19 protein-coding genes, 1 pseudogene and 1 riboswitch are annotated in these 24,396 nt (G+C 68.8%); of the genes and pseudogenes, 16 read left to right on the top strand and 4 right to left on the bottom strand.

The features are described 5' to 3' along the window. The first annotated feature begins 35 nt into the window (after positions 1-35). From BQ9890_RS11370 to BQ9890_RS11360, 3 genes are read left to right on the top strand one after another with little or no spacing between them, the layout of a single operon-like run. Positions 36-764, top strand: a complete 729-nt coding sequence (locus BQ9890_RS11370; RefSeq protein WP_075891604.1) for a DUF4956 domain-containing protein — start codon at positions 36-38, stop codon at positions 762-764. After that, positions 761-1,597 (top strand): polyphosphate polymerase domain-containing protein, encoded by an 837-nt coding sequence (locus tag BQ9890_RS11365; protein WP_230297915.1) that lies wholly within the window; start codon positions 761-763, stop codon positions 1,595-1,597. The genes BQ9890_RS11370 and BQ9890_RS11365 overlap by 4 nt, the downstream gene beginning before the upstream one ends. Positions 1,598-1,647: 50 nt before the next feature. Further along, the gene (locus tag BQ9890_RS11360; protein WP_075891602.1) at positions 1,648-3,492 is read left to right on the top strand and encodes a carbohydrate-binding domain-containing protein; all 1,845 of its coding nucleotides are present in this window, start codon (positions 1,648-1,650) and stop codon (positions 3,490-3,492) included. A gap of 12 nt (positions 3,493-3,504) precedes the next feature. On the opposite strand, the gene BQ9890_RS11355 is transcribed toward BQ9890_RS11360, so the two are convergent. Next, positions 3,505-4,752, bottom strand: a complete 1,248-nt coding sequence (locus BQ9890_RS11355) for an ROK family transcriptional regulator (RefSeq protein ID WP_075891600.1) — start codon at positions 4,750-4,752, stop codon at positions 3,505-3,507. A gap of 116 nt (positions 4,753-4,868) precedes the next feature. On the opposite strand from BQ9890_RS11355, the gene xylA reads away from it, so the two are divergent. From xylA to mmsB, 5 genes are all read left to right on the top strand, one after another. After that, entirely contained in the window at positions 4,869-6,215 is a 1,347-nt protein-coding gene (xylA, locus tag BQ9890_RS11350) for a xylose isomerase (protein WP_075893116.1), read from the top strand. Positions 6,216-6,261: 46 nt separating this feature from the next. Continuing rightward, positions 6,262-7,641 carry a xylulokinase gene (locus BQ9890_RS11345; protein ID WP_075891598.1) on the top strand — a complete coding sequence of 460 codons (1,380 nt, stop codon included), beginning with the start codon at positions 6,262-6,264 and terminating at the stop codon, positions 7,639-7,641. Positions 7,642-7,736: 95 nt separating this feature from the next. Beyond that, positions 7,737-8,876: a multiple monosaccharide ABC transporter substrate-binding protein gene (chvE, locus tag BQ9890_RS11340; protein ID WP_075891596.1), complete on the top strand. Its 1,140-nt coding sequence runs from the start codon at positions 7,737-7,739 to the stop codon at positions 8,874-8,876. A gap of 32 nt (positions 8,877-8,908) precedes the next feature. Beyond that, positions 8,909-10,459, top strand: coding sequence for a sugar ABC transporter ATP-binding protein (locus BQ9890_RS11335; protein WP_075891594.1), 1,551 nt, complete (start codon positions 8,909-8,911; stop codon positions 10,457-10,459). After that, complete coding sequence (gene mmsB, locus BQ9890_RS11330; RefSeq protein WP_075891592.1) at positions 10,456-11,625, top strand: multiple monosaccharide ABC transporter permease; 1,170 nt, start codon at positions 10,456-10,458, stop codon at positions 11,623-11,625. Before BQ9890_RS11335 ends, mmsB begins: the two co-directional genes overlap by 4 nt. Before the next feature lie 165 nt (positions 11,626-11,790). On the opposite strand, the gene BQ9890_RS11325 is transcribed toward mmsB, so the two are convergent. After that, positions 11,791-12,837 carry a LacI family DNA-binding transcriptional regulator gene (locus tag BQ9890_RS11325; protein ID WP_075891590.1) on the bottom strand — a complete coding sequence of 349 codons (1,047 nt, stop codon included), beginning with the start codon at positions 12,835-12,837 and terminating at the stop codon, positions 11,791-11,793. Positions 12,838-13,060: 223 nt separating this feature from the next. Between BQ9890_RS11325 and BQ9890_RS11320 the strand changes: the two genes are divergently transcribed. From BQ9890_RS11320 to BQ9890_RS11290, 7 genes are all read left to right on the top strand, one after another. Beyond that, the gene (locus tag BQ9890_RS11320; protein ID WP_230297914.1) at positions 13,061-14,356 is read left to right on the top strand and encodes an extracellular solute-binding protein; all 1,296 of its coding nucleotides are present in this window, start codon (positions 13,061-13,063) and stop codon (positions 14,354-14,356) included. 7 nt (positions 14,357-14,363) lie between these two features. Beyond that, positions 14,364-15,398 carry a carbohydrate ABC transporter permease gene (locus BQ9890_RS11315; RefSeq protein WP_052450496.1) on the top strand — a complete coding sequence of 345 codons (1,035 nt, stop codon included), beginning with the start codon at positions 14,364-14,366 and terminating at the stop codon, positions 15,396-15,398. Beyond that, on the top strand, positions 15,395-16,279 hold the full coding sequence (locus BQ9890_RS11310; RefSeq protein ID WP_078062407.1) for a carbohydrate ABC transporter permease: 885 nt from the start codon (positions 15,395-15,397) through the stop codon (positions 16,277-16,279). The genes BQ9890_RS11315 and BQ9890_RS11310 overlap by 4 nt, the downstream gene beginning before the upstream one ends. Continuing rightward, positions 16,279-18,621 carry a glycoside hydrolase family 3 N-terminal domain-containing protein gene (locus BQ9890_RS11305; RefSeq protein ID WP_075893114.1) on the top strand — a complete coding sequence of 781 codons (2,343 nt, stop codon included), beginning with the start codon at positions 16,279-16,281 and terminating at the stop codon, positions 18,619-18,621. Before BQ9890_RS11310 ends, BQ9890_RS11305 begins: the two co-directional genes overlap by 1 nt. A 329-nt stretch (positions 18,622-18,950) precedes the next feature. Next, on the top strand, positions 18,951-19,439 hold the full coding sequence (locus tag BQ9890_RS11300; RefSeq protein ID WP_075893112.1) for a RidA family protein: 489 nt from the start codon (positions 18,951-18,953) through the stop codon (positions 19,437-19,439). Positions 19,440-19,444: 5 nt separating this feature from the next. Continuing rightward, entirely contained in the window at positions 19,445-19,786 is a 342-nt protein-coding gene (locus BQ9890_RS11295) for a cupin domain-containing protein (protein WP_075893110.1), read from the top strand. A 146-nt stretch (positions 19,787-19,932) separates the two neighbouring features. Next, complete coding sequence (locus tag BQ9890_RS11290) at positions 19,933-20,490, top strand: DUF2249 domain-containing protein (protein ID WP_075891586.1); 558 nt, start codon at positions 19,933-19,935, stop codon at positions 20,488-20,490. Between the two features lie 404 nt (positions 20,491-20,894). Here the strand turns inward: BQ9890_RS11290 and pntB are convergent, their stop codons facing one another. Together pntB and BQ9890_RS11280 are read right to left on the bottom strand one after the other, a co-directional pair. After that, positions 20,895-22,424: a Re/Si-specific NAD(P)(+) transhydrogenase subunit beta gene (gene pntB / locus BQ9890_RS11285; protein WP_078062406.1), complete on the bottom strand. Its 1,530-nt coding sequence runs from the start codon at positions 22,422-22,424 to the stop codon at positions 20,895-20,897. Positions 22,425-22,427: 3 nt separating this feature from the next. Next, a pseudogene (locus tag BQ9890_RS11280) lies at positions 22,428-22,631 on the bottom strand (proton-translocating transhydrogenase family protein); the annotation flags it as partial. A 44-nt stretch (positions 22,632-22,675) separates the two neighbouring features. Here BQ9890_RS11280 and BQ9890_RS11275 point away from each other — a divergent pair. After that, a complete protein-coding gene (locus BQ9890_RS11275; protein ID WP_143226322.1) occupies positions 22,676-24,121 on the top strand; it encodes an ATP-binding protein in 1,446 nt (481 codons plus the stop codon). A 127-nt stretch (positions 24,122-24,248) separates the two neighbouring features. Beyond that, positions 24,249-24,358, top strand: a riboswitch (TPP riboswitch). Positions 24,359-24,396: the final 38 nt, after the last annotated feature.

Genomic DNA, 24,396 nt, shown 5'->3' with positions numbered 1-24,396 from the left:
AATGGGACCCTCGACGAACCGCAGAGGAGCCCACCATGAGCACCATCGTGATGATCGCCGTCGACCTCGTGGCGATCAGCATCCTGGCCTTCGGCCTGTACTTCCCCCGCCACCACCGCTCCGACCTGGTCGCGGCGTTCCTCGGGGTCAATGTCGGTGTCCTGGCCGTCTCGATCGTCCTGGTGGACTCCAGTGTCGGCATGGGGTTGGGGCTGGGACTGTTCGGGGTGCTCTCGATCATCCGGCTGCGCTCCTCGGAGATCTCCCAGCACGAGGTCGCCTACTACTTCGCCTCCCTGGCCATCGGCCTGATCTCGGGCATGGCCACGGTCCTCACCCCGCTCACGGTGGGCCTGGTCGTCCTCGTGCTCGCAGCGCTCGCGGTCGGGGACAGTCCGCGGCTCCTGGGTGCGCACCGGTCGCAGCTGGTGCAGTTGGACCGTGCGATCGCCGACGAGGGCGAACTGCGTTCCGCACTGGCGCAACTGCTCGGTGGCGAGGTCACGGACATGCAGGTGGTCAAGCTGGACCTCGTCAACGACCTGACTCTGGTCGAGGCGCGCTACCGGGTGCTGCGCCCGGGTCGGGGTGGCGACACCACCCGGGACCGCCGGGGTCCCGGCGCGCGGCAGACGGATGACGTGCCCGCGGTCCGTACCCCCTCGGCCGCGAGCGCTGCGGCGCGGGTCGCTCCGGGACGGACCGGGACGGCCCCGACGGCCGGAGGCATCACTGCGCTCCCCGTGCGGGAGGGGGCCCGGTGAACGCCCGGCAGACCACACCCCGTCCGGGGACCGCCGGGGAGCTCCGGCCCGGCCGCGCGTCCGGGGAGGAACTGGTCCCCCACGACCTCGGTGCCATCGACCTCGAGGAGCTGGTGGACCGCGCTGCCCTCCTGACCCGGGTGGACCGCAAGTACCTGCTCGAACGGGTGAACGTGCCCGGGATCCTCTCCGGGCTGGATCCGAACACGCGCGTGCTCGACATCGCCGGGCTGAGGACGCAGGACTACCGCTCGACGTACCTCGACACCCCCGACCTCGACGGCTACCACTCGGCGGCGACCAGGCGACGCAGGCGCTTCAAGGTGCGCACCCGCACCTACGTCGACTCCGGGCTGTGCTTCCTGGAGGTCAAGTCCCGTGGTCCCCGCGGCCAGACCGTCAAGGACCGGATCCCCCGGGAGGGGGTGTGCGGCCCCCGTGCGGGCCTCACCGGGGCCGAGCGTGGGTGGGTCGACTCCCGGCTGGGCGCACTGGGGAGGGCACCCGGCACCGCCGCGACCCTGGAGGCGACCCTCGACGTCCGGTACCGGCGCACCACCCTCCTCATGGGTGACGGATCCGGTCGCGCGACCGTCGACTCCGACCTGGAGTGGACGACTCCACAGGGTCGGGGACTCTCCCGCCCCGACCTCGTCATCATCGAGACCAAGTCCGGTTCCCGACCCTGCGACCTCGACCACCTCCTGTGGGCCGCCGGGCACCGTCCTGCCAGGGTCTCCAAGTACGCCACCGCTCTGGCGGCCCTCGACGACTCACTGCCCGCCAACAGGTGGGCCCGCGTCCTGAGGGACCGCTTCACCACCGCATCCTGACCGACCCCGGGGCAGGCCACCGCCGCACCCCAGGAAGGAACACCACCACCATGAAGAAGACGATCGCCCTCAGGGCGGCCGCACTGTCCCTGGCCGCCGCCCTCGCCCTCGGCGCGTGCTCGGCCCCCTCCACGGACGCCGGGACGTCGGGCACCAGCACCACGGTCGCGACGAGCACGGAGACCTCCCAGTCCTCCGGGTCGGACACCACCGAGGACGTCGCCGGGGAGGCCGGTGACACGACCGACCCACCGAGTGCGGAGGAGGTCCTCGCTGCCAATGCCAACTCCTCGAAGGTCGACGACGACGAATGGGACGCGTCCAGCGCCCAGGACATCACCCTCCAGGGGTCCACGGCGAGCAGCGACGCCGCGGACGTGACCGTGGACGGCTCGACGGTGACGATCACCGGGGCCGGCGTGTACCGCCTGTCCGGCTCGCTCGAGGGATCGGTGGTGGTCGACGCGCCGGAGGACGCCCTCGTCGTCCTGGTCCTCGACGGTGCAGAGATCTCCAACAGTGCCGGACCCGCCATCGAGGTCACCGGTGCGGACGACGTCGTGCTGTCCCTCACCGGTGACAACTCGGTCTCCGACGCGGACTCCTACGAGGACTCGGCCTCCGCCAACGCCGCGATCTACGCTGACGCCGACCTCACCATCACTGGGGAGGGGACGCTCCACGTCTCGGGCAACGGGAACGACGGCATCACCTCCACCGACGACCTGTACGTCCTCTCCGGGACCCTGGAGATCGAGGCCGTGGACGACGGTCTGCGCGGGAAGGACTCACTCACCGTCGCGGGCGGGACCCTGGAGGTCACCGCCGGCGGGGACGGACTGAAGTCCGACCAGGACGAGGACCCGACCAAGGGACTCGTCCACATCGCGGGTGGCACGGTCACCGTCACCTCCGAGGGGGACGGGATCGACGCGGAGACGGACGCCGTCCTCACCGGCGGTACGGTGACCGTCACCTCCGGTGGCGGGGCGTCCGCCGGGAAGACGGACACCTCGGCGAAGGGGGTCAAGGCCGGGGTGTTCCTGGTGGCGGACGGGGCGACCCTCGACATCGACTCCGGTGACGACGCCCTCCACTCCAAGGGCGCGCTGCGCCTGAGCTCCGGAACCCTCACCCTCGCCACGGGTGACGACGGGATCCACGCCGAGGTCGCCGCCGTGCTGGACGGCGCCGATGTCACGGTCACGACCTCGGAGGAGGGGCTCGAGGCGGGGCTCATCACGATCTCCGCCGGATCGGTGGACATCACCTCGCACGACGACGGGATCAACGGATCCGGGTCGACGACCGTCGAGGCCGGGCTGGCTGCGACCTCGGACGACTCCGGGACCTCCGACTCCTCCGCGGGCGGCGGCATGGGAGGCGGGATGGGCGACAGCGGCGAGCAGGTCGACATCACCGGCGGCACCGTCGTCGTGGACGCGGAGGGCGACGGCATCGACTCCAACGGCTCCGCCACGATCTCCGGCGGCGACGTCACCGTGTGGGGACCCACGGGCAGCGGGAACGGTGCCCTCGACGTCAACGGGACCCTGACGGTGACCGGGGGCACCCTGGTGGCCGTGGGGTCCTCCGGCATGGCGACGGCGCCTTCGTCGACCGACGGCCAGGGCTGGCTCCAGGCCACGGTCTCCGGTTCCGCGGGGTCCGAGGTGACGGTGACGGACTCCTCCGGGGCGGCACTGGCGACCTTCACCGCACGCAAGCAGTTCGGCAACGTCGTGTTCTCCTCGGCGCAGGTCACCACCGGGGACTCCTACACTGTCTCGGTCGACGGAGGGTCCTCGTCGGCCGTCACGGCCGGCCAGTCCTCGGACGGTGGCATGGGTGGTGGCCCCGGTGGGGGCAACGGGGGTCCCGGCCGCAACGGGTGACGCGGGCGTCCCTCAGGCGGTCCAGGCGAGGGGATCGTCCACCAGGCGCTGGAGGACCCGGTGGGCCGCGCCCGTGGCGGCGAGCCGCGAGCTGTCGGCGGCGAGACGCACCTCGGGTCGTGACCACGCCGACTGCAGCACGCGCACCGACATCTCCCGTCGGGCCGCGGGCAGGAGCTCCTCCCCGACCTCGGCGACGTTGCCACCCAGGACGACCAACGGGATGTCCACGGTGTTGATGACGGCCGCGAGGGCGCGTCCCAGTGCGGCCCCGCCCTCGTCGAGAGCCCGACGTGCCTCCGTGGAGCCCTCGCGCGCGGCGCGGACCACGTCGGCCGGGCCCGATTCGGCGGGCAGGCCCGCCCGCCGGATGAAGGCCCGCCGACCGAGGTAGGACTCCAGGCAGCCCGTCGCCCCGCAGGAGCAGACGGGTCCGGCGGGATCCACGCAGATGTGCCCGATCTCCCCGGACCATCCGTGCGCGCCGGTGAGCATGCGGTGGTCGATGACGATCCCGGCGCCGATGCCGACCTCTCCGGAGACGAGGACGAAGGAGGAGGGGCCGGAGGGGACCCCGGGGAGCGGGTGGGCGACGGCGAAGGCAGCGAGGTCGGCCTCGTTGGCGACGAGGACGGGATCAAGGTCCGCGATGGGAGTGAGCAGCTCGTCCAGAGGGATGTCGCGCCACCCGAGGTTCGGGGCGAGTGCCAGGGAGTCGGGGGAGACGAGGCCCGGCAGGGCCAACCCCGAGCCGAGGAAGGTCGTGCGCGAACGCATGGCGGCCTCCAGGACGCGGTGGGCGAGGGCGGAGAGTGCCCCCATGGTCGCCTCGGGTCTGGTGCCCGAGAAGTCGGCGACCACGACCTCCTCGGCGAGGACGGCACCGGTCAGGTCGATCGCCCGTGCGGAGAGCGAGCCGACATTGACCTCGAGACCGAGGGCGAGGAAGCGGCCCCGTCGGGGCGTCAGGCGGACGGCGGGGCGACCACGACCGGCATCGGGCTCGGGGGAGAGTTCCGTGACCAGCCCGGCCTGGACGAGCTCGTCCACCAGCCGGGAGCTCGTGGCCCGGGTGATCCCCGTGCTGGTGGCGATGGCGGCGCGGGAGCCGCCCCCTGGATCCGCGAGCACGCGGCGGAGCACCAGGGAGAGGTTCATGGCCCGCAGGCTCTCGGCTCTCACGCCCGTCTGCCGGCGTTCGCCGGCATGGCCCCACGGGTGGGGAGTGGTCGTCGCGTGGGTGGGGCGTGCGGTTCTCATGAGTTGACCATACGCGGAGTGTTGCGGGAAGCGGGACATTACTATAATGTTTTGGTCAGCAACAAAACAGATGACGTGGCACAGGGGCCGCGTCCATGCACATGGAGGTGCCGGTCATGAGCGACCTGTGGAACATCGAACCCATCCCCTTCGTCGGGAAGACCTCACCGCAGCAGGGCCTGGGCTTCCGCTACTACCAGCCCGACCGGGTGGTCGCTGGGAAGCCGATGAAGGACTGGCTGCGCTTCGCGGTGGCATACTGGCACACCTTCGACCAGCGCCTCGTCGACCCCTTCGGGGAGGGCACGGCCCAGCGCCCCTACGACCACTTCACCGATCCCATGGACCTGGCCCTGGCGAAGGTGGACTACACCTTCGAGTTCTACCGCAAGCTCGGCGTGGGGTACTTCTGCTTCCACGACCGTGACCTGGCCCCCGAGGGGGACACCCTCCGCGAGACCAATGCGAACCTGGACCGGGTCGTGGACCGCGTGGCGGAGCTGCAGGCGGAGACCGGCATCACCCCGCTGTGGAACACGAGCAGCCTCTTCACCAACGCCCGATTCCTCTCAGGAGCCGCGACCTCCCCCTTTGCCGAGGTCTTCGCCTACGCGGGCGGCCAGCTCAAGCACAGCCTGGAGATCGCCGAACGGCTCGGTTCGGAGAACTACGTGTTCTGGGGTGGCCGCGAGGGCTACGAGAACCTCTGGAACACAGACCTGCGCCGCGAGCAGGACCACATGGCACGCTTCCTCCACATGGCCGTGGACTACGCCCAGGAGATCGGGCTCGACGCCCAGTTCCTCATCGAGCCCAAGCCGAAGGAGCCGACCAGCCACCAGTACGACTTCGACGCCGCTACCACGATCGCCTTCCTCAAGACCTACGGGCTCGACGGGGACTTCAAGCTGAACCTCGAGGGGAACCACGCGAACCTGGCCGGTCACACCTACCAGCACGAGGTCCGCGTGGCACGCGTGGCGGGCATGCTGGGATCCCTGGACGCGAACCAGGGGGACAAGCTCATCGGCTGGGACATCGACGAGTTCCCCTCGGACCTCTACGAGACGACCTCCGTCATGTGGGAGATCCTCGACGAGGGGCGCATCGGCCCGCACGGTGGGCTGAACTTCGACGCGAAGCCCAGACGCACCTCCTTCACCGCCGAGGACCTCTTCCGCGGCCACATCGTCGGCATGGACTCCTACGCCGCGGGCCTGCTGGTGGCGGCACAGATGCACGAGGACGGTTTCATCGAGGACCTCGTCGCCGAGCGCTACGGGTCCTTCGACCAGGGTGTGGGCGCGAGCGTGGAGGACGGGACGGCCACCCTCGCGGACCTCGAGGCCCATGCACTGGACGTGCCCCAGGCCGACATCCTCGCCTCGACGCGTTCCGACCACCTGGAGTCGGTGAAGGCGACCATCAACAACTACATCGTCGACACCTTGGGTCGCGACTGACGTCGCGGCCGTGCCGGTCGGGCGGTCGCCAGGAGAAGGAGTTCCCATGGACACCCAACGCCCCTTCGTCGCCGGGGTCGACACCTCGACGCAGTCCTGCAAGGTGGTCGTGGTCGACCCGGCCACGGGCGCAGTCGTGCGCGAGGGCAGGGCCACACACCCCGACGGCACCGAGGTGGATCCCCGGTTCTGGTGGGATGCGTTCCTGGAGGCCGTCGGGGGAGCCGGTGGGCTCGGGGACGTCGCGGCCCTGTCCGTGGGTGGTCAGCAGCACGGAATGGTCTGCCTGGACCAGGACGGAGAGGTCATCCGTCCCGCTCTCCTGTGGAACGACACCCGCTCCGGTGAGGCCGCACGGGACCTCGTCCTCGAGGCCGGAGCAGGTGACGCCGGGGTGGGCGCCGCGTGGTGGGCCGAGGCCACAGGCTCGGTGCCGGTCGCCTCACTCACGGTCACCAAGCTGCGGTGGCTCGCCGACCACGAACCCGACAACGCCGCGCGCATCGCGGCGGTGTGCCTGCCCCACGACTGGCTCACCTGGCGCATCAGGGGGACCGGACGGCTGGAGGACCTGGTCACCGACCGCTCCGACGCCTCGGGGACCGGGTACACGGACCTCGAGGTCGCGGTGGCGGGGAGTGCGGAGGGGGGCAATCGCGGGGGCTACCGTCGTGACATCCTCGCGCGCGCCCTGCGGCGCCCCGAGGGCGGGGCCGACGACATCGTCCTCCCTCGCATCCTGGGACCATGGGAGTCCGCCGGGTACGCGGATGCGGCGCGCGGCTGGGGTCATGTGGAACTGGGACCCGGGTGCGGTGACAACGCGGGCGCCGCGCTGGGTGTGGGCCTGCGGCCCGGCGACGCGCTGCTCTCCCTGGGGACCTCCGGGGTGGTCGCCGCGGTGTCGGACCACCCGGTCTCGGACCCGACCGGCCTCGTCACGGGGTTCTCCGACGCGAGCGGGAACTGGCTCCCCCTGGCCTGCACCCTCAATGCCTCCCGCATCATCGACGCGATGGCCCGCGTCATCGACGCCGACTACCGGGAGTACGACGACCTCGCCCTGTCCGTGCCGGATGCGGGCGGCCTCGTCCTCGTGCCCTACTTCGAGGGCGAGCGGACCCCGAACCTGCCCGACGCTACCGCGGAGCTGCGCGGCATGACCTTGGCGAACTCCGACCGTGCCCATGTCGCACGGGCCGGGGTGGAGGGGCTGCTGGACCTCATGCGTGGTGCGCTGGACGCGGTCCGGGCACTCGCTGTGCCCATCGATCGGGTCCTCATGGTGGGTGGCGGGGCGCGGTCCACGGCCGTGCAGGCGCTGGCACCCGAGCGTCTGGGGGTCGAGGTGCTCCTGCCCGAGCCGGGTGAGTACGTCGCCCTGGGCGCCGCGCACCAGGCGGCAAGAGTTTGCGGGATGAAGTAATACCGACACGGTGCCGTGGACGCAAGTCCCGGTCATCGAACACAAGGGGACGGGGACAAGCTCTCGTTCCGACGGACGGCAAAGGAGCCGACAAGATGCACGGAATCACGAGGAAGTTCGTCGTCGCAGTGGCCACGGCCGGATTGGTCGTCGGCGCTGCGGCCTGCTCGGCAGAACGTGGAGGCACGGCGAGCGGGGTGGAGTCAGGATCCGAGTCCGGGACCGCTGCTGCAGGGGGACTCATTGGTGTCGCCATGCCGACCAAGTCACTGGAACGGTGGAGCAGGGATGGATCTCACCTGGAGGAACTACTCGAGGAGTCGGGTTACACCGTCTCCTTGCAGTACGCGGACAACAAGGTCGAACAACAGATCTCCCAGATCCAGAACATGATCAATGAGAGTCCGGATGTCCTCGTCGTCGCGTCGATCGATGGATCGGCTCTTGCCCCTGTGCTCGACCAGGCGAAGTCCAAGGGCATCCCGGTCATCGCCTATGACCGCTTGATCCGCGACACCGATGCCATCAGCTACTACGCGACCTTCGACAACTATGAGGTGGGGAAGCTCCAGGGGCAGTACATCGAGGATGCCCTCGAACTCGCAGACGGAAAGGGCCCCTTCAACTTTGAGCCCTTCTCCGGCTCGCCCGACGACAACAACGCCCGCTTCTTCTTCGAGGGTGCATGGGACGTCCTTCAGCCCTACATCGAGAGCGGGCAGTTGGTGGTTCCCTCGGGCAAGGACCCGAAGAGTGTCGATGACTGGCAGTCCATCGGCATTCAGGCATGGATGGCCCCCGCAGCGCAGTCGGAGATGGAGACCAGGCTCAACTCCTTCTACCAGGACAAGACTGTTGACGCAGTCCTGGCGCCGAATGACGCACTTGCTCTCGGAATCTCCCAAGCTCTCGAGTCCGACGGCTACTCGGCGGGTGACAACTGGCCCGTACTCACCGGGCAGGACGCCGACCAGGCGAATGTCCAGAACATCTTGAATGGAAAGCAGTCGATGACGGTGTGGAAGGACACCCGGGAGCTGGGTGATCGCGTGGCGACGATGGTGGACCAGATCGTCAAGGGTGAGACGGTCGAAGTGAACGACACGGAGTCCTATGACAACGGCAAGCTCGTCGTTCCCTCCTACCTGCTGACACCGGTGGTGATCACGAAGGACAACATTGAGTCCGAGCTTGTGGAGTCCGGGTTCTACTCTGCCTCCGACCTCGGCCTCTGATCCAGTCCGGTCTGGATGAATGGTGAGTAACGATGCAGACAGATGAAGTGGTCCTGCGCATGTCGCACATCGTCAAGGAGTTCTCCGGTGTGAAGGCGTTGGATGACGTGACCCTGGAGGTACGCCGAGGAGAGGTTCATGCCATCTGCGGTGAGAACGGCGCCGGCAAGTCGACGCTCATGAAGGTGTTGTCCGGTGTCCACCCGTACGGCTCCTACAAGGGCGACATCGACTTTGTCGGTGAGCGCTGTGAGTTCCGTTCGATCAGGGACTCCGAGCGCGTCGGTATCGTCATCATCCATCAGGAGCTCGCCCTCTCCCCGTACCTCTCCATCGCGGAGAACATCTTTCTGGGCAACGAGAGAGGACGGGGAGGGTTGGTCGACTGGCGGGAGACCCGATCACAGGCTCGCAAGCTGCTCGCCAAGGTCGGACTCGACGTCGATCCCGACGTCCGTGTCGTGGACCTCGGCGTCGGACAGCAGCAACTGGTCGAGATCGCGAAGGCGCTGTCCAAGGAAGTGAAGCTGTTGATCCTCGATGAGCCGACCGCCGCTCTCAACGACGACGACTCCGAGCACCTCCTCGGTCTGATGCGTCAGCTACGGGAAGAGGGGGTGACGATGATCATGATCTCCCACAAGCTGGGGGAGATCCGTGAGATCGCTGACTCCACGACCATCCTTCGCGATGGCCGCACGGTCGGTGGTTTCGACATGCACCGCGTGGGAGGGGTCTCCGAGGACGGGATCATCTCCCTGATGGTCGGTCGAGAGTTGTCCAGCCGGTTCCCGGAGCACGAGTCGGCCATCGGTTCGGAGATCCTCCAGATCCGTGACTGGACCGTGCACCATCCGATCGACGTCGGGCGGGTCGTGGTCGATCACGCATCGCTGACCTTGCGTCGGGGCGAGGTCGTCGGCCTGGCAGGGCTGATGGGGGCCGGACGCACCGAGCTGGCGATGAGTGTCTTCGGGCACCAGTACGGGGTCGGGATCGAAGGGGAGGTCCTCAAAGACGGGGCGCCGGTCGACACATCCACCGTCACGAAGGCCATCAGGGCTGGGCTCGCGTACGTACCTGAGGATCGCAAGTCGGCAGGACTCAACTTGGTCCAAGACATTCGCATGAACGTGTCGATCGCGGCCCTCGACAAGGTGATCTCCCATCACGTGATCCAGACGCGAAAGGAGGCCTCGGTCGTGGAGAGTTTCCGAAGGCGTCTCCGGATCAAGGCGCCCGGCATCGAGGCTCCGGTCTCATCGCTCTCGGGCGGAAACCAACAGAAGGTGGTTCTCGCCAAGTGGATGTACACCGACCCGGAGATCCTCATCCTCGATGAGCCCACCCGGGGAATCGACGTCGGAGCGAAGTACGAGATCTACCAGATCATCCAGAAGCTCGCGGACGAGGGGCGGGCTGTCCTCATGATCTCGTCGGAGCTGCCCGAACTGCTGGGCATCTGCGACCGCATCTACACGATGAGCCAGGGCCACATCACGGGAGAGGTCCCGGGAGTCGGTGCAACACAGGAGTCCCTCATGAAACTCATGACCAAGGAACCAGTGAAGGAAACACGATGAGTGAGACCACCAGACGGCTGCAGGGCAGCCTCAAGCAATACGGCATCCTGGGAGCCCTCGTCGTCATCGTCGTGCTCTTCAACATCCTCACGGGCGGGAAACTGCTCGCGCCCAACAATGTGGCGAGCCTGATCCAGCAGAACGCCTACGTGATGGTGCTGACCATCGGAATGACCATGGTGATCATTGCCAGACACATCGACCTGTCCGTCGGATCGGTCGTGGCGTTCGTCGGCGGTGTCGTGGCCCTTCTCATGTATGACCTGCACGTGTCCTGGCCGCTCGCCTGCCTCGCAGGGCTCGTCCTCGGCATCCTCATCGGGTGCTGGCAGGGCTTCTGGGTGGCCTACGTCAAGGTCCCGGCCTTCATCGTCACCCTCGGCGGGATGTTGCTCTTCAGGGGGCTCGCGATCGTCCTGGTCGAGAGGACGGTGTCGGGTCTCCCTGGCGGTTTCGTCGCCATTGCCTCCGGTTCTGTCCCCAACTTCCTGGGCTACATCGGGTACATCGACGTCGTGACCCTCGTCATCGGTGCCCTGACAGTGGTGGGAGTGGTCCTCGGGAGCGTCCGCAAACGGAGTGCCGATCTCCGAGGGGGCGGTGATGTCGAGCCGGTGGCTTCGTTCATCGTGCGAACGGCTGTGGTCTGTGCGGTGATCGCCTACATCACGTACCTCCTGTCGCTCTCCTCGGGGGGAACGCCCATCGTCCTGATCATCATCGGTGTGCTGGTGATCGTGTACTCCTTCGTCATGGCGAGGACGAAGTTCGGCCGTCAGATCTACGCAGTCGGCGGGAACCTGCGGGCTGCTGAGCTCTCCGGGATCAACACCCGTCGCGTCGACTTCATGGTCTTCGTCAACATGGGGTTCCTCGCGGCACTGGCTGGAATCATCACGACTTCACGTGCGGGTGCAGCAGTCGCGACCGCGGGGAACATGTACGAACTGGATGCGATTGCCGCAGCATTCATCGGCGGGACTGCCGTCTCCGGCGGTATCGGCAAGATCTCCGGTGCCATCATCGGTGCCCTCATCATGGGCGTCCTCAACATGGGACTGTCGATCATGTCGGTGGACTCTGCCTGGCAGCAGGCGATCAAGGGGCTCGTGGTCATTGTCGCGGTCGCTGTCGATCTGCTCACCTCCAGACGGGGCAGTCACTGACGGCGCCCCTCCTTCCCCTCCCCGTCCTCCGGAGCGGCCCTGCGACTGAGGGAACCCGTGCGGCGATCGGTCGGCCGCACGGAGACCGGGGAACGAGATCCACCAGACTGACGCCCCCCACGGACAGGGTTCCCCGTGGGGGGCGTCATCTCGCGCTCCGCCTGGTCAGGAGGGCGCCGGACCCGTCGAGTCGCGGAGAACGAGTGTCGTGGCCAGGCGGACCGGCCCGCTCATCGAGGGCTCACTGCCGCGGGCGAGGTCGACGACGAGGCGCACCCCGGCGGCCCCCATGTCGTGGAGGGGTTGGTGCACCGTCGTCAGCCGTGGGGTCGCCCAGGCGGCCATGTCGGTGTCGTCGAAGCCGACCACGCTGATGTCGCCGGGGATCGACAGCCCTGCCTCTCGCGCCGCCTCGTAGAGACCGAGTGCGATGGCGTCGGCCCCCGCGAAGACCGCCGTGGGCCGCTGCGAGGGGGGCAGCGCCAACAGCTCCCGTCCGACCTCGAGCCCCGTCTCGTAGGTGAAGTCGTCGCCCCTGATGAGCTCCGGCAGGACGGGGAGGTCGTTCATCTGCAGGGCTGAGAGGTACCCCTGGAGGCGTTCACCCGAGGGGACCGACTCCGCCGGTCCGCGGACGAAGGCGATGCGACGGTGGCCGAGGTCGATGAGGTGCTGCGTGGCCTCCACGCCCCCGTTCCAGTTCGTCGCCCCGATGCTGCGGGCGCCGTGGGGGAGCGCGTTGGCGGGATCGATGGCGACCAGGGGCAGATCGAGGGAACGGGCCTTGGCCAGCTGTGAGTCCGACAGCGGCGTGGTCACGACGATGACCCCCAGGTACCGGTTGGCGTGGATCAGGTCGAACCAGGACTCCTCGAGGGGGACGGGGGTGGTCCCGGGAGGGGGGCCGGGGGTGTAGGAGACCGTGAGTGAGACCCCCTCGCGCAGGGCCGCGGAGACAGCCCCCTTGAGGATCTCCAGTGTGTAGAAGGTGGCGAGGTTGTCGGCCACCAGGGCCACGGACGGGTAGGGGAGCGGGGCAGGGACGAGGGCGGGCCGGTACCCCAGGGCCTCGGAAGCGGCGAGCACCCGCGTCCGGGTCGACGCCGCCACGTCGCTGCGGTTGTTGAGGGCCTTCGAGGCGGTCGCCCGCGACACACCCGCCCCCCGGGCGACGTCGTCGAGTGTGACGCGTCCCTGGTCGACAGTACCCATGGGCACCTCCTCGGAGTCCTCGGCACGAGCCTATCGAAATGATTTCGACATGTCGAACCGGTTGAGACACATTCGTTATCGTTGAAGACCCCGTTACTGTTGACTTGCTTAGTCATTCTACTAAACTAAAAGTGCTCTGGTTGGTTCGCGAAAAGTTTCGACTGTGTTGTCGACGCGGACCACTGACGACGGGGAGGTTTCAACGATGAGACACGGACGAAGGATGACAGCCCTCGCGGCGGTGTCGGCAGTCGCCGCACTCGCCCTTGCCGGGTGCGGCAGCGGGGACAGTATGGAGAGCGGGACCAGCGGCGCCGCAAGTGGCGACGCCAGCAGCATCACAATCACGTGGTGGCACAACTCCAACTCGGATCCCGGCAAGGCCTACTACGAGCAGGTGGCGAAGGACTTCGAGGCCGAGAACCCCGGGGTGACGATCGAGATCTCGGCCATGCAGCACGAGGACATGCTCACCAAGCTCGAGGCCGCCTTCCAGAGCGGTGATATGCCAGACGTGTACATGGAACGCGGGGGAGGCGAACTCGCCGACCACGTCGCGGCCGGTCTGACCAAGGACCTGACGGACTCCGCAGCCGACGTCATCAGCACCCTGGGGGGCAACGTCTCCGGCTTCCAGGTCGACGGGCACACCTACGCGCTGCCCTTCTCGATGGGCGTCGCCGGCTTCTGGTACAACAAGTCGCTCTTCGAGCAGGCCAGGATCACCACACCCCCGACCACGATGGCGGAGTTCGACTCCGCGATCGACTCGCTCAAGGCCGCGGACATCACCCCGATCTCGGTCGGGGCCGGCGACAAGTGGCCGGCGGCCCACTACTGGTACTACTTCGCCCTGCGCCAGTGCGCCGAACAGGTGCTCACCGACGCCGTGACCAGCCACGACTTCTCCGACCCGTGCTTCGTGCGGGCGGGTGAGGACCTGCAGGCACTCGTCGAGCAGGAGCCCTTCAACCCGGGCTTCCTCACGACGCCCGCACAGACGGGCGCCACCAGCGCCTCCGGCCTGCTGGCCACCGGCAAGGTCGCCATGGAGCTGGCCGGGCACTGGGAGCCGGGAGTCATGCAGGGCCTGACGGAGGACAACCAGGGCCTCGGTGACGACACGGGCTGGTTCGCCTTCCCGAGCGTCGAGGGTGGCCAGGGTGACCCGGCCGCAGCGCTGGGTGGTGGCGACGCCTGGGCCGTCTCCCAGAACGCGCCCGACGAGGCCGTCGAGTTCGCCAAGTACCTGCTCTCCGACAAGGTCCAGCAGGGCTTCGCGGAGAACAGCATGGGCCTGCCGACGAATCCCGCCGCGACCGGTGCGGTGGGCGACCCCGTGCTCGCCGATCTCCTGACGGTGCGTGACGACGCCCCCTACGTCCAGCTCTACTTCGACACCGCCTTCGGGACGGCGATCGGTGGGGCCATGAACGACGAGATCGCCCTGCTCTTCGCGGGCCAGGCGACCCCGCAGGACATCGTCGACGCGACCCAGGCCGCAGCAGACGCGGAGTGACCCTTCCATGACAGACGCAACCACAGTCACCAGCAGTGGTTCGTCCGCGGTGCAGGATGCCGGTGTCCCGACGGTCCCGGAGGGGACCGCCGGGACACCGGCGCCACGTCGCAGGCCGACCGACTGGCGCAAGGGTGCGGAGATCACCTTCTTCGTCACCCCGGCACTCGTGCTCATCGCGATGTTCATCGTGTGGCCGATCACGCGGGCCGTCCAGTTCTCCCTCTACAAGTGGAAGGGGTACGGTCCCCTGGTCGACTTCGTCGGCCTGGGCAACTACGTCTCGGTCCTGCGCAACGACGTCTTCATCCAGGCGCTCACCCACAACCTGGTCATCGTGGTGGCGTCCATCGCGATCCAGCTGCCCCTCGGGCTGGCGATCGCACTGCTCCTCAACCGGAAGATGCGGTTCCAGGGCACACTGCGCATGGTCATCTTCGTGCCCTACGTCCTCTCGGAGGTCATCGCCGGCGTCGTCTGGCTCCAGCTCCTCCAACCGCGCTACGGGGTCATCGACGCCCTGCTCGGCCTCGTGGGGCTGTCCGGGCCCGAACAGGGGTTCCTCGGGACCCCGAGGTACGCCCTCGCCACCGTGATCGTCGTGCTGACCTGGAAGTACGTCGGGTTGGCGATCCTGCTCCTGCTCGCCGGGCTCCAGGGGGTGCCTGAGGAACTGGAGGAGGCCGCCCAGATCGACGGCGCCTCCTGGTGGCAGATCCAGCGCCACATCACGATCCCTCTGCTCGGTCCCACCATGCGCACCTGGGCCTTCCTCTCGATGATCGGGTCCCTCCAGCTCTTCGACATGGTGTGGATCCTCACCAAGGGCGGACCGGCCAACTCGACGGTCACGATGGCGACCTTCCTCATCAACGAGGGCACCAAGCGTTCGAACTACGGGATCGCCGGGGCGGCCTCCGTGATCCTCTTCGTCGTGGCGGTCGTCATGGCCGTCGCCTACCAGTACTTCATCCTGCGGCGCGACAACACCTCCGACGAGGTCGGCCGGCGGCGCAGCAAGAGGGAGGTGAGGTCACGATGAGCACCACACACGCACCGGTGAGCATGGCGGAGCGCAGACGGGGCTCCGGTGAGGGCAACGCCGCCCGGCGTCGCGGCAACACGTGGGCCTACGTGGTGGGCCTCCTCGCGGCCGTCGTGACGCTCTCCCCGGTCGTCTACGCGATCCTCTCGGCGTTCCGCTCCAACGCACAGCTCGCCGAGAACCCCGCGGGGCTGCCCGATCCCTGGGTGTTCTCCAACTACGCGGGGGTCCTGTCCAACCCGGCCTTCTGGCGCTACGCCCTGAACTCCACGGCGATCGCCCTGATCACCACCGCCCTCGTGGTGGTCCTGGGGATCATGGCCGCCTACCCGCTCTCCCGGTACTCCTTCCGGTGGCGCGAACCGGTGTACATGGTCTTCGTCCTGGGGCTCCTGTTCCCCGCCTCGGTGGCGATCATCCCGCTGTTCATCATCATCTCGAAGGACCTCCACCTGGCGAACACGTGGTGGGGCGTCGCACTGCCCCAGGCGGCCTTCCAACTGCCCATGACGGTGGTGATCCTCCGACCGTTCCTGCAGGCGATCCCGCGCGAGCTCGAGGAGGCCTCCCTCCTGGACGGCGCCACCCGGATCGGGTTCTTCTGGCGCATCCTCCTGCCCCTGTCCGCACCGGGCATGGTGACCGTGGGGGTGCTCGCCTTCGTCGGGTCGTGGAACGCGTACCTCCTCCCACTGCTCCTGCTGCAGGGGGACATGAGGACCCTCCCGCTGGGCGTGGCGGACTTCTCCACGGAGCACTCCTCCGACATGGCCGGTGTCTTCGCGTTCACCACGCTCGCGATGATCCCCGCCCTCGTGTTCTTCCTCGCGATGCAGAAGCGGATCGTCAACGGACTCCAGGGAGCGGTGAAGGGATGATGACCACCCAGCACATGGCCGGGGAGGCGACCGACGAGCTCGTCGAGACCCTCCTGGGGTCGATGGACCTGCAGGAGAAGCTGCACCAACTGGGCTCCTACTGGCTCCGCGACACCTCACTGGCCGCACCCGCCCCGGACCCCGGAGCCGGACAGGGAGGGGGCCACTCGGGCGCCGCCCCCCTGGAGCACGACTTCGCCGAGCGGTCCCAGCAGTGGGAGGAGGCCTCACGGCTCGGCCTGGGGCACCTCACCCGCGTGTTCGGGACCGCGCCCCTCCCCGTCGACGAGGGCGTCGCACGCCTGGTCGCCCTCCAGGAGGAGGTGCGTGGACGCTCACCCCACCACATCCCCGCCATCGCCCACGAGGAGTGCCTGACCGGCTTCACGGCCCTGGGGGCGACCGTCTACCCGGCGGCGATCGCCTGGGGGGCGACGTGGAGACCCGCCCTCGTGCGCGAGATGGCCCACGCGGTCGGTGGGGACATGCGGGCGGTGGGGGTCCACCAGGGCCTCGCCCCCCTCCTGGACGTCGTGCGCGACTACCGGTGGGGGCGGGTCGAGGAGACCTGCGGGGAGGACCCCTACCTGGTCGGAACCCTCGGGACCGCCTACGTGCAGGGGCTCCAGTCCGCCGGCATCGACGCCACGCTCAAGCACTTCGTCGCCTACCCGGCCTCCCGGGCGGGACGCAACCACGCGCCGGTGTCCATGGGGCCGCGTGAGCTCGAGGACGTCATGCTCGTCCCCTTCGAGATGGCGGTGCGCGAGGGCGGGGTCGCCAGCGTGATGAACTCCTACTCGGACATCGACGGTGTCCCCGTCGCGGCCTCCCACCACCTCCTCACCGAGGTCCTGAGGGACCGGTGGGGTTTCGCGGGTCCCGTCGTCTCCGACTACTGGTCGGTGAGCTTCCTGGAGTCCATGCACCACGTCGCCCGCGACCGGGCGCAGGCCGCGGCCCTGGCCCTGCGCGCGGGCATGGACGTCGAGCTCCCGGAGACGACCTGTTTCGCGGCCCTGGACGAGGCCCTGGAACAGGGTCTGCTCGACGTCGGGGACATCGACACGGCCGTGCGCCGTGTGCTGCACCAGAAGGCACGCCTGGGACTGCTCGACCCCGAGTGGTCCCCCGGGGCCGACGTGGATCCCGGGCGCGACCTCGACTCCCCACGCAACCGTGACATCGCGCGCCGGATGGCGGAGGAGTCCGTCGTGCTCCTGGCCAATGACGGGATCCTGCCCCTGCGTCCCGGAACCCGGGTCGCCCTCGTCGGACCCTCCTGGACCGACGTGCGCACCCTGATGGGGTGCTACGCCTTCCCCAACCACGTCCTCTCCCGGACCGCGGAGGGAGGCACCGGGCTCGAGATCCAGGACCTGCCCGGCGCGCTCGCGGAGGAGCTCGGGGAGCCCCCGCTCCTGTGCGCGGGTGTGGGCTTCACCGAGGGGACCGACGAGGGGATCGCCGAGGCGGTCCGCACCGCCCGGGAGGCGGACGTGGCCGTCGTCTGCGTCGGGGACATCGCCGGGCTCTTCGGGGAGGGGACCTCCGGGGAGGGCTGCGACGTGGTCGACCTCGACCTCCCCGGACGCCAGGGCGAACTCCTCGGGGCCGTGCTCGACACCGGCACCCCCACCGTGCTCCTCCTGGTGACGGGGCGGCCCTACGCGCTGGGGGAGTACGCCGGCCGCTGCGCCGCGGTGGTGCAGGCCTTCATGCCGGGAGTCGAGGGCGCGGGGGCCATCGCCCGCGTGCTCTCCGGCGCCGTCAACCCCTCGGGTCGTCTCCCGGTCGCGGTCCCCCGTACCCGTGGGGGCCAGCCGGGCACGTACCTCGCCCCGGCACTGGGCTGGTACGCGGAGGGCATCTCGAACCTCGACCCGCGCCCCCTCTACCCCTTCGGATCCGGCACCTCCTACACGACCTTCGCCTACTCCGACCCCGAGGTCTCCGCACCGGCGGTGGACGTCGCCGGCACCGTGGAGTACGCGGTGACCGTGACGAACACCGGTGGGCGGGAGGGCTCCGAGGTCGTCCAGCTCTACCTGACCGACCCGTGCGCGGAGGTCGTGCGCCCCCTCAAGCAGCTCATCGGGTTCGCCAAGGTGGACCTGGCGGCGGGGAGGTCCGCGCGGGTCACGTTCACCGTGCACGCCGACCGGTTCTCCTTCACGGGACGGGACCTCGCGCGGATCGTCGAACCCGGCGAGGTGCTCCTCAGTGCCGGGCACTCCTCGGAGGACAGGCTCGAGCCTTTGGTGGTGGAGGTCGTGGGGGCGCGGCGGACCGTCCCCGAGGGACGTGTGCTGACGACCCCGGTGTCCGTGGAGCCACTCTGAGCAGCGCTCCGCCCTGCCACCGGGTGTGGTGGGCGCCGGACCGTTCACGGAGGAGTGACACCGGGCCGTTCCGCGGGGAGGTGAGTCGGGGAGGGGCGGTGTCGAGCTGTCACGGCGGTTCAGGGCAGTGGTGCGTGCCGGAGGCCGGTCGGCCCGGTCGGGACACCGTCTCCCGGCGGCTCCGGGGAGTGCTGCCGTTTCCCGCTGTCGGCCCCGGGCGACTACCGTGGGTGCGAGCGGTGTCACTGAGGTGGCGCCGGACCATGCACCTCCCCGGGGCGATGACCGGCCGACCGGACGGCCCCGGGCCGATCTCCGAGGAGCCCGTCATGACCACACCCTCCCAACGCCTGAGCGATCTGGGCATCGAACTCCCACCCGTCGCCACCCCCGTCGCGGCCTACGTCCCTGCCCTGGTGGATCGTGGCACCGTACGCACCTCCGGCCAGCTGCCCATGGAGGGTGGAGAGCTCACGTGCATCGGGGCGGTCGGTGTGGACGGTGCGGATCCTGAGGATGCGAAGGACGCCGCACGCACCGCCGCACTCAACGCACTCGCGGCTGCGGCGTCCGCTGCCGGTGGGATCGACCGTCTCTCCGGGGTCGTCAAGGTGACGGGCTTCGTCTCCTCCCGGCCCGACTTCTTCGGCCAGGCGGGCGTCATCAACGGAGCGTCCGAGCTCTACGGTGAGGTCTTCGGCGACCAGCACATCCGCTCCGCCGTGGGAGTCGCAGTCCTCCCGCTCAACGCCTCCGTCGAGGTCGAGGTCGAGTTCTCCATGGTCGACGGTTCCGTCGCCCGGATCCAGCAGGCGTGATCCCCATGGCAGACCTGAGATCCCTGACAGCTCTGCACCTGGCCGCCGCGCACGACTCCGAGAAGGGGCGCAGTTCCGAGTTGGTCGCCCAGGACGGGCCCCTCCGCCAGACCGTGATCGCCCTCGTGGAGGGCACGCGACTGGGGGAGCACAACTCGCCTCCGGCCGCCTCCCTGCAGGTCCTGCGCGGACGTGTCCGGGTCGACACCGACCAGCAGTGCCAGGGGGAGTTCTCCACGGGCGAGCTGTGGACGCTCACCCATGAACGCCACTCCGTCCTGGCCCTGGAGGACAGTGTGTTCCTGCTGACCACCGTGACCTCCACGGGGACGCCCTCGCACTCCTGAACTGCCGACCACCGGCCAGCGCGGCGACGTGTGTCCGGCACCGCAGCCCTGCCCGCGCCACGCCACACGGACACGATTAGGGTGTGCTGAGCAGGTGGGGGCGGGCGCGCACCCCACACAGACATTCCGGTTCGGAAGGACACACCATGAGCGACCAGACGACCCTCCCCGAGGCGGCCCCGGCCGACGGACACCAGATGTTCCGGCTCGTCGACGCCGAGAAGCTCGGCACGAGCGGTGGCGCCTGCGGGTGCGGGGGGCACGGTCACGCTGCTGCCCCCGAGCAGGCTGACGGGAGTGCTGTCGCCCCAGCCGGTGGTTGCGGCTGTGGTGGACACGGCCACGGGGCCGCACCGGCGAAGGACGCCGGCGCGCAGGAGAAGACCTCCGGTGGCTGTGGCTGTGGTGGACACGGACATGGAGGTCACCACCAGGCTGGTGCGCACGCGACGACCGGCTCGGCCGTCCCGGCGTCCGTCCCCGCGGAGGAACTGGTCATCCATTCCATCCCGCGCGCCGTCCGCAAGGTCGTCCTCTTTGCCGCCGTCGACCAGCTCCCCGTCGGTGAGGGGATCGTCCTGGTCGCCCCCCACCAGCCCGAACCGCTCTTCGAGCACCTGCGCTCCTCCCAGTCCCACTACCGTGTCGAGACCCTGGACGCAGGGCCGGAGGACTGGCGCTACCGGGTGACCCGCCTGTCCTGACCGAAGGCCTCCTCGCGACCTCCGCCCCGGGTGCCCGCATCCGGGGCGGAGCTGTCCCGGGCGGTCCGCTCGTCACCGAACGGTGGACTTCTCACCGAGAGGTGGCGTTATACCCCCACCGTTCGGTGAGAAACCCACCGTTCGACGAGGGTCGTCGCTCCGAGGCATGCCCGGCGCCGGTGGGAGCGGCTCGGCGTGCCCATCCCGGCCCGTTCCGTGATCCGCCGGCGCGCTCTTCCGGCAGGAGCCGGGACCGGCACCACGTCGCTGCGCTCCGTCCCACTCCCGGCCGGCTCGCCGTTGCCCGCAGCTGGCCGTTGCCCGCAGCTGGCCGGTGCCCAGAACTCACCGCTGCCCGCAGCTGGCCGTTGCCCGGAGCTCACCGCCGCAGAGCTCACCACCGCTCACAGCTCGCGGACGATGTCCTCCACGCTGGCCTTCGCGTCCCCGAAGAGCATCCGGGTGTTCTCCCGGAAGAACAGCGGGTTCTGCACCCCGGCGTAGCCGGTGGCCATGGAGCGCTTGAACACGACGACCTCGCGTGCCTCCCACACCCGCAGCACCGGCATCCCCGCGATGGGGGAACCCGGCTCCTCGGCGGCAGGGTTGACGGTGTCGTTCGCGCCGATGACCAGCACCACGTCCACGTCGGCCAGTTCGTCATTGACCTCGTCCATCTCCAGGACGATGTCGTAGGGCACACGGGCCTCCGCCAGGAGCACGTTCATGTGCCCGGGCAGCCGCCCGGCCACCGGGTGGATGGCGAACTCGACGCGCACCCCTCGTCCGCGCAGCTTCTCCACCATCTCCGCCACCGGGTACTGGGCGTGTGCGACGGCCATGCCGTACCCGGGGGTGATGACCACGCGGTGTGCATCGGCGAGCATGTCGGCAACCGTGGCGGCGTCGACCTCGTGGTGCTCGACCGGCCCATCTGCGCCTCCACCGGCACCGTCGCCCCCGGCCGCGCCCGGGCTCCCGGCGTCACTGCCGAATCCTCCCAGGATGACGGAGACGAAGGAGCGGTTCATGGCCCGGCACATGATCCAGCTCAGGTAGGCACCCGAGGCACCGACCAGGGCGCCGGTGAGGATCAGGAGGTCGTTGTCCAGCATGAAGCCGGCAGCTGCCGCCGCCCAGCCGGAGTAGGAGTTGAGCATCGAGACGACCACCGGCATGTCGCCACCCCCGATGGCGGCCACCAGGTGTGCACCGAGCAGCAGTGCCAGCGCCGTCATCGCCAGCAGCGCACCCCAGGACACCACCGAGTGCTCGGGGCTGCGCAGGAAGACGACCATGAGGACCACCGAGGCCACGACGACCGCGAGGTTCAACCAGTTGCGTCCCGGCAGCGTGAGGGGGGCTCCCGCGATCCGCCCGGACAGCTTGAGGAAGGCGACCACCGAGCCCGTCAGCGTCACCGCCCCGATGAACACGCCCAGGAAGACCTCGCCCAGGTGGAAGGCGCCGAGCTCCAGGGCCGTGGCGTCGGGGGCCAGGTAGGAGTTGAAGCCCACCAGCACGGCCGCCAGGCCGACGAAACTGTGCAACAGGGCGATGAGCTGCGGCATGCCCGTCATCTCCACGCGACGCGCCAGCGTGGTCCCGATGCCCGCCCCGATCAGCAGGGCGCACGCGATGAGCAGCGCCGTGGCCCACACCCCGCGTCCCGGGTCGGAGGTCAGGGCGACGACGACGGTGGCGACCAGGGCGATGCCCATGCCCAGCGCCCCGAAGGTGTTGCCGCGTTGGGCCGTCTCGTGCCGGGAGAGCCCCGACAGGGCCAGGATGAAGAGCAGGGCGGCCACGAGGTAGGCGAGGACACTGCCCCGGGCGGCCGCGGTCACCACGGCATCGGGGACCGCGCCGGACAGGATGTGCACCCCGGGGAGGGGGAGCGTGGCCGCTGCGGCGGAGAGCAGGGATGTCGTCATGGTTCAGTCCTTCCTGAACATGGCGAGCATGCGGTGGGTGACCGTGAATCCGCCGAAGATGTTGATGGAGGCCACCACGATCGCCACGAAGGCGAGCGCCGAGACCAGCGTGTCCGAGGAACCGACCTGCAGGACCGCACCGACCAGGATGATGCCCGAGACCGCGTTGGTCACCGACATGAGCGGGGTGTGCAGGGAGTGGGTGACGGCGGNCTCCGGGGAGTGTGCCGAAGGTGCTTCCTGTTCCCCCTGTGCGAATCCGGCGCCTTGAGGTCGGGGATGCTCCCGTGGTGGTGGTCGAGGTCGACTCCCTCCGGGGCGTGCCCGGGATCGGGATGCCCTGCCACGTCGTCGCCCAGGGGCTGCAGAAGGGGAGCTACAAGCGGGTCGACGACAAGGACAAGCACCTGTCCACCTATGAGGTGTACCTTCTCCAGACCGCCGTTCGACCCATCGGCGTGGATCGTGAGCCTGTCGTCAATCGAGGAGCCCGGGACCTGTCCCAGGATCTGGTGGCAGGTCTGTTGGAGCGGCAGGGCAGGCTCGGCTCGCACGTCCTGGACGGCACAGAAGGTGACTCGGAAAAGGTGTTGCGCAGACTCAACGTCCTCACCGAGCAGACGCATCCGACCATGGGAGGGTACCTGGCACTGGGAGCCTATCCGCAGGATGAGTTCCCCCAGCTCGTCATCGACGTGAGTGTTCACCCCGGGACGGACAAGTCCCTCGATCCGACTGTCCGATTCTCTGACCGGAGGATCTGTGACGGACCGCTGCCCACGGCCATCGATGATGCCGTCCGGGCCATCCTCAGGAACTTGCGAACCAGACGTGTGGTCAAAGGGGTGGAAGGGCAGGATGTTCCCGAGATCCCCGAGGAAGTCCTCAGGGAGGCGGTGACCAATGCTGTGACGCACAGGGACTACAGCGAGTGGGTCCGGGGTCAACAGGTCAGTGTTGACGTGTTCAGTGACCGCGTCGAGGTGACGAATCCCGGAGGGTTCTGGGGAGATCGCACGGCTTCCAATGTTTTCGAAGGACGTTCCTCGTCACGCAATGAGGTGCTCGCGAAGCTGCTCACCATCGTGCCGAGGGCAGTCGGGGGAGGAACTGTGTGCGAGAACCAGGGTTCCGGCGTCCCCAGGATGGTTCACGCCATGCGTGAGATGGGTCTGCCGGCACCTGACTATGCGAAGTCCGACATCGACCACGTCACGGTGACCCTGGGTCGGTTCGGTCTGATGGATCCCGAGGTGCGCTCGTGGCTCGACTCCCTGCCCGGGGCGCCGCGCCCGATCGCAGCGGACACAGCGCTGTCGTTGGCGCGCACCACTGGCCAGGTCGGTACGACTGAGCTGAAGGAGAGTCTGGGCATGGACTCTGACGACGCGAGGAAGGTCCTTGCGGAACTCACCACCGACGGGCTCCTGGTGGATGTCGGCAACGGACACTTTGGGTTGCGGAAGATCTCCGGGACGACCAACAGTCCCACGCAGGCCCAGATGCTGGTCCTGGACGTCCTCGACACCGTACGAGCAAGCTCAGTCCGGGACATTGCTGCTGCGACTGGACGGAGTGCCAACACGTTGCGTCCGATCCTGCGCACGTTGGTCGAGGAGGGGTGGATCACTGCCACGGCACCGCCGACCAGCCGACACAGGGCCTATCTCCTCGCTCCGGGTCGTCAAGCATCCTGATCTCGCCTCGACAGGCGTTGCGCCGGTGGAAGAGTTCCGCGATGCCGACGTCGAGCAGCTCGCAGGACGTCTGGGACGAGCCGATGGCGGACGCCCCCGGGCATCCCGCACGGCTGCGCTACACTGCACGCAGTGCCACGGGAACCCGGGAAGCCGGGTTGAGAGGAGGGCGTCCCGCCCTCGACCGTCGAACCTGAACCGGACCATACCGGCGTAGGAAGGCTCTCATGCTCTCTTCCATGTGCGCACGCACCGTGCACGTCCTGGAAGGGGAA

The organism is Actinomyces provencensis (genome assembly GCF_900155435.1).
Taxonomy (GTDB): Bacteria; Actinomycetota; Actinomycetes; order Actinomycetales; family Actinomycetaceae; genus Pauljensenia; species Pauljensenia provencensis.
Note: the sequence above shows the minus strand (reverse complement) of the source record. Positions and strands in the feature narration are given on the sequence as shown.

Coding starts and splice junctions, on each gene's coding strand:
- BQ9890_RS11290 (WP_075891586.1), top strand. CDS start 19,933: ATGAGCGACCAGACGACCCTCCCCGAGGCGGCCCCGGCCGACGGACAC.
- BQ9890_RS11320 (WP_230297914.1), top strand. CDS start 13,061: ATGACAGCCCTCGCGGCGGTGTCGGCAGTCGCCGCACTCGCCCTTGCC.
- BQ9890_RS11310 (WP_078062407.1), top strand. CDS start 15,395: ATGAGCACCACACACGCACCGGTGAGCATGGCGGAGCGCAGACGGGGC.
- pntB (WP_078062406.1), bottom strand. CDS start 22,424: ATGACGACATCCCTGCTCTCCGCCGCAGCGGCCACGCTCCCCCTCCCC.
- BQ9890_RS11300 (WP_075893112.1), top strand. CDS start 18,951: ATGACCACACCCTCCCAACGCCTGAGCGATCTGGGCATCGAACTCCCA.
- BQ9890_RS11345 (WP_075891598.1), top strand. CDS start 6,262: ATGGACACCCAACGCCCCTTCGTCGCCGGGGTCGACACCTCGACGCAG.
- BQ9890_RS11325 (WP_075891590.1), bottom strand. CDS start 12,837: ATGGGTACTGTCGACCAGGGACGCGTCACACTCGACGACGTCGCCCGG.
- BQ9890_RS11305 (WP_075893114.1), top strand. CDS start 16,279: ATGACCACCCAGCACATGGCCGGGGAGGCGACCGACGAGCTCGTCGAG.
- BQ9890_RS11335 (WP_075891594.1), top strand. CDS start 8,909: ATGCAGACAGATGAAGTGGTCCTGCGCATGTCGCACATCGTCAAGGAG.
- BQ9890_RS11370 (WP_075891604.1), top strand. CDS start 36: ATGAGCACCATCGTGATGATCGCCGTCGACCTCGTGGCGATCAGCATC.
- BQ9890_RS11355 (WP_075891600.1), bottom strand. CDS start 4,752: ATGAGAACCGCACGCCCCACCCACGCGACGACCACTCCCCACCCGTGG.
- BQ9890_RS11315 (WP_052450496.1), top strand. CDS start 14,364: ATGACAGACGCAACCACAGTCACCAGCAGTGGTTCGTCCGCGGTGCAG.
- mmsB (WP_075891592.1), top strand. CDS start 10,456: ATGAGTGAGACCACCAGACGGCTGCAGGGCAGCCTCAAGCAATACGGC.
- chvE (WP_075891596.1), top strand. CDS start 7,737: ATGCACGGAATCACGAGGAAGTTCGTCGTCGCAGTGGCCACGGCCGGA.
- BQ9890_RS11295 (WP_075893110.1), top strand. CDS start 19,445: ATGGCAGACCTGAGATCCCTGACAGCTCTGCACCTGGCCGCCGCGCAC.
- xylA (WP_075893116.1), top strand. CDS start 4,869: ATGAGCGACCTGTGGAACATCGAACCCATCCCCTTCGTCGGGAAGACC.
- BQ9890_RS11360 (WP_075891602.1), top strand. CDS start 1,648: ATGAAGAAGACGATCGCCCTCAGGGCGGCCGCACTGTCCCTGGCCGCC.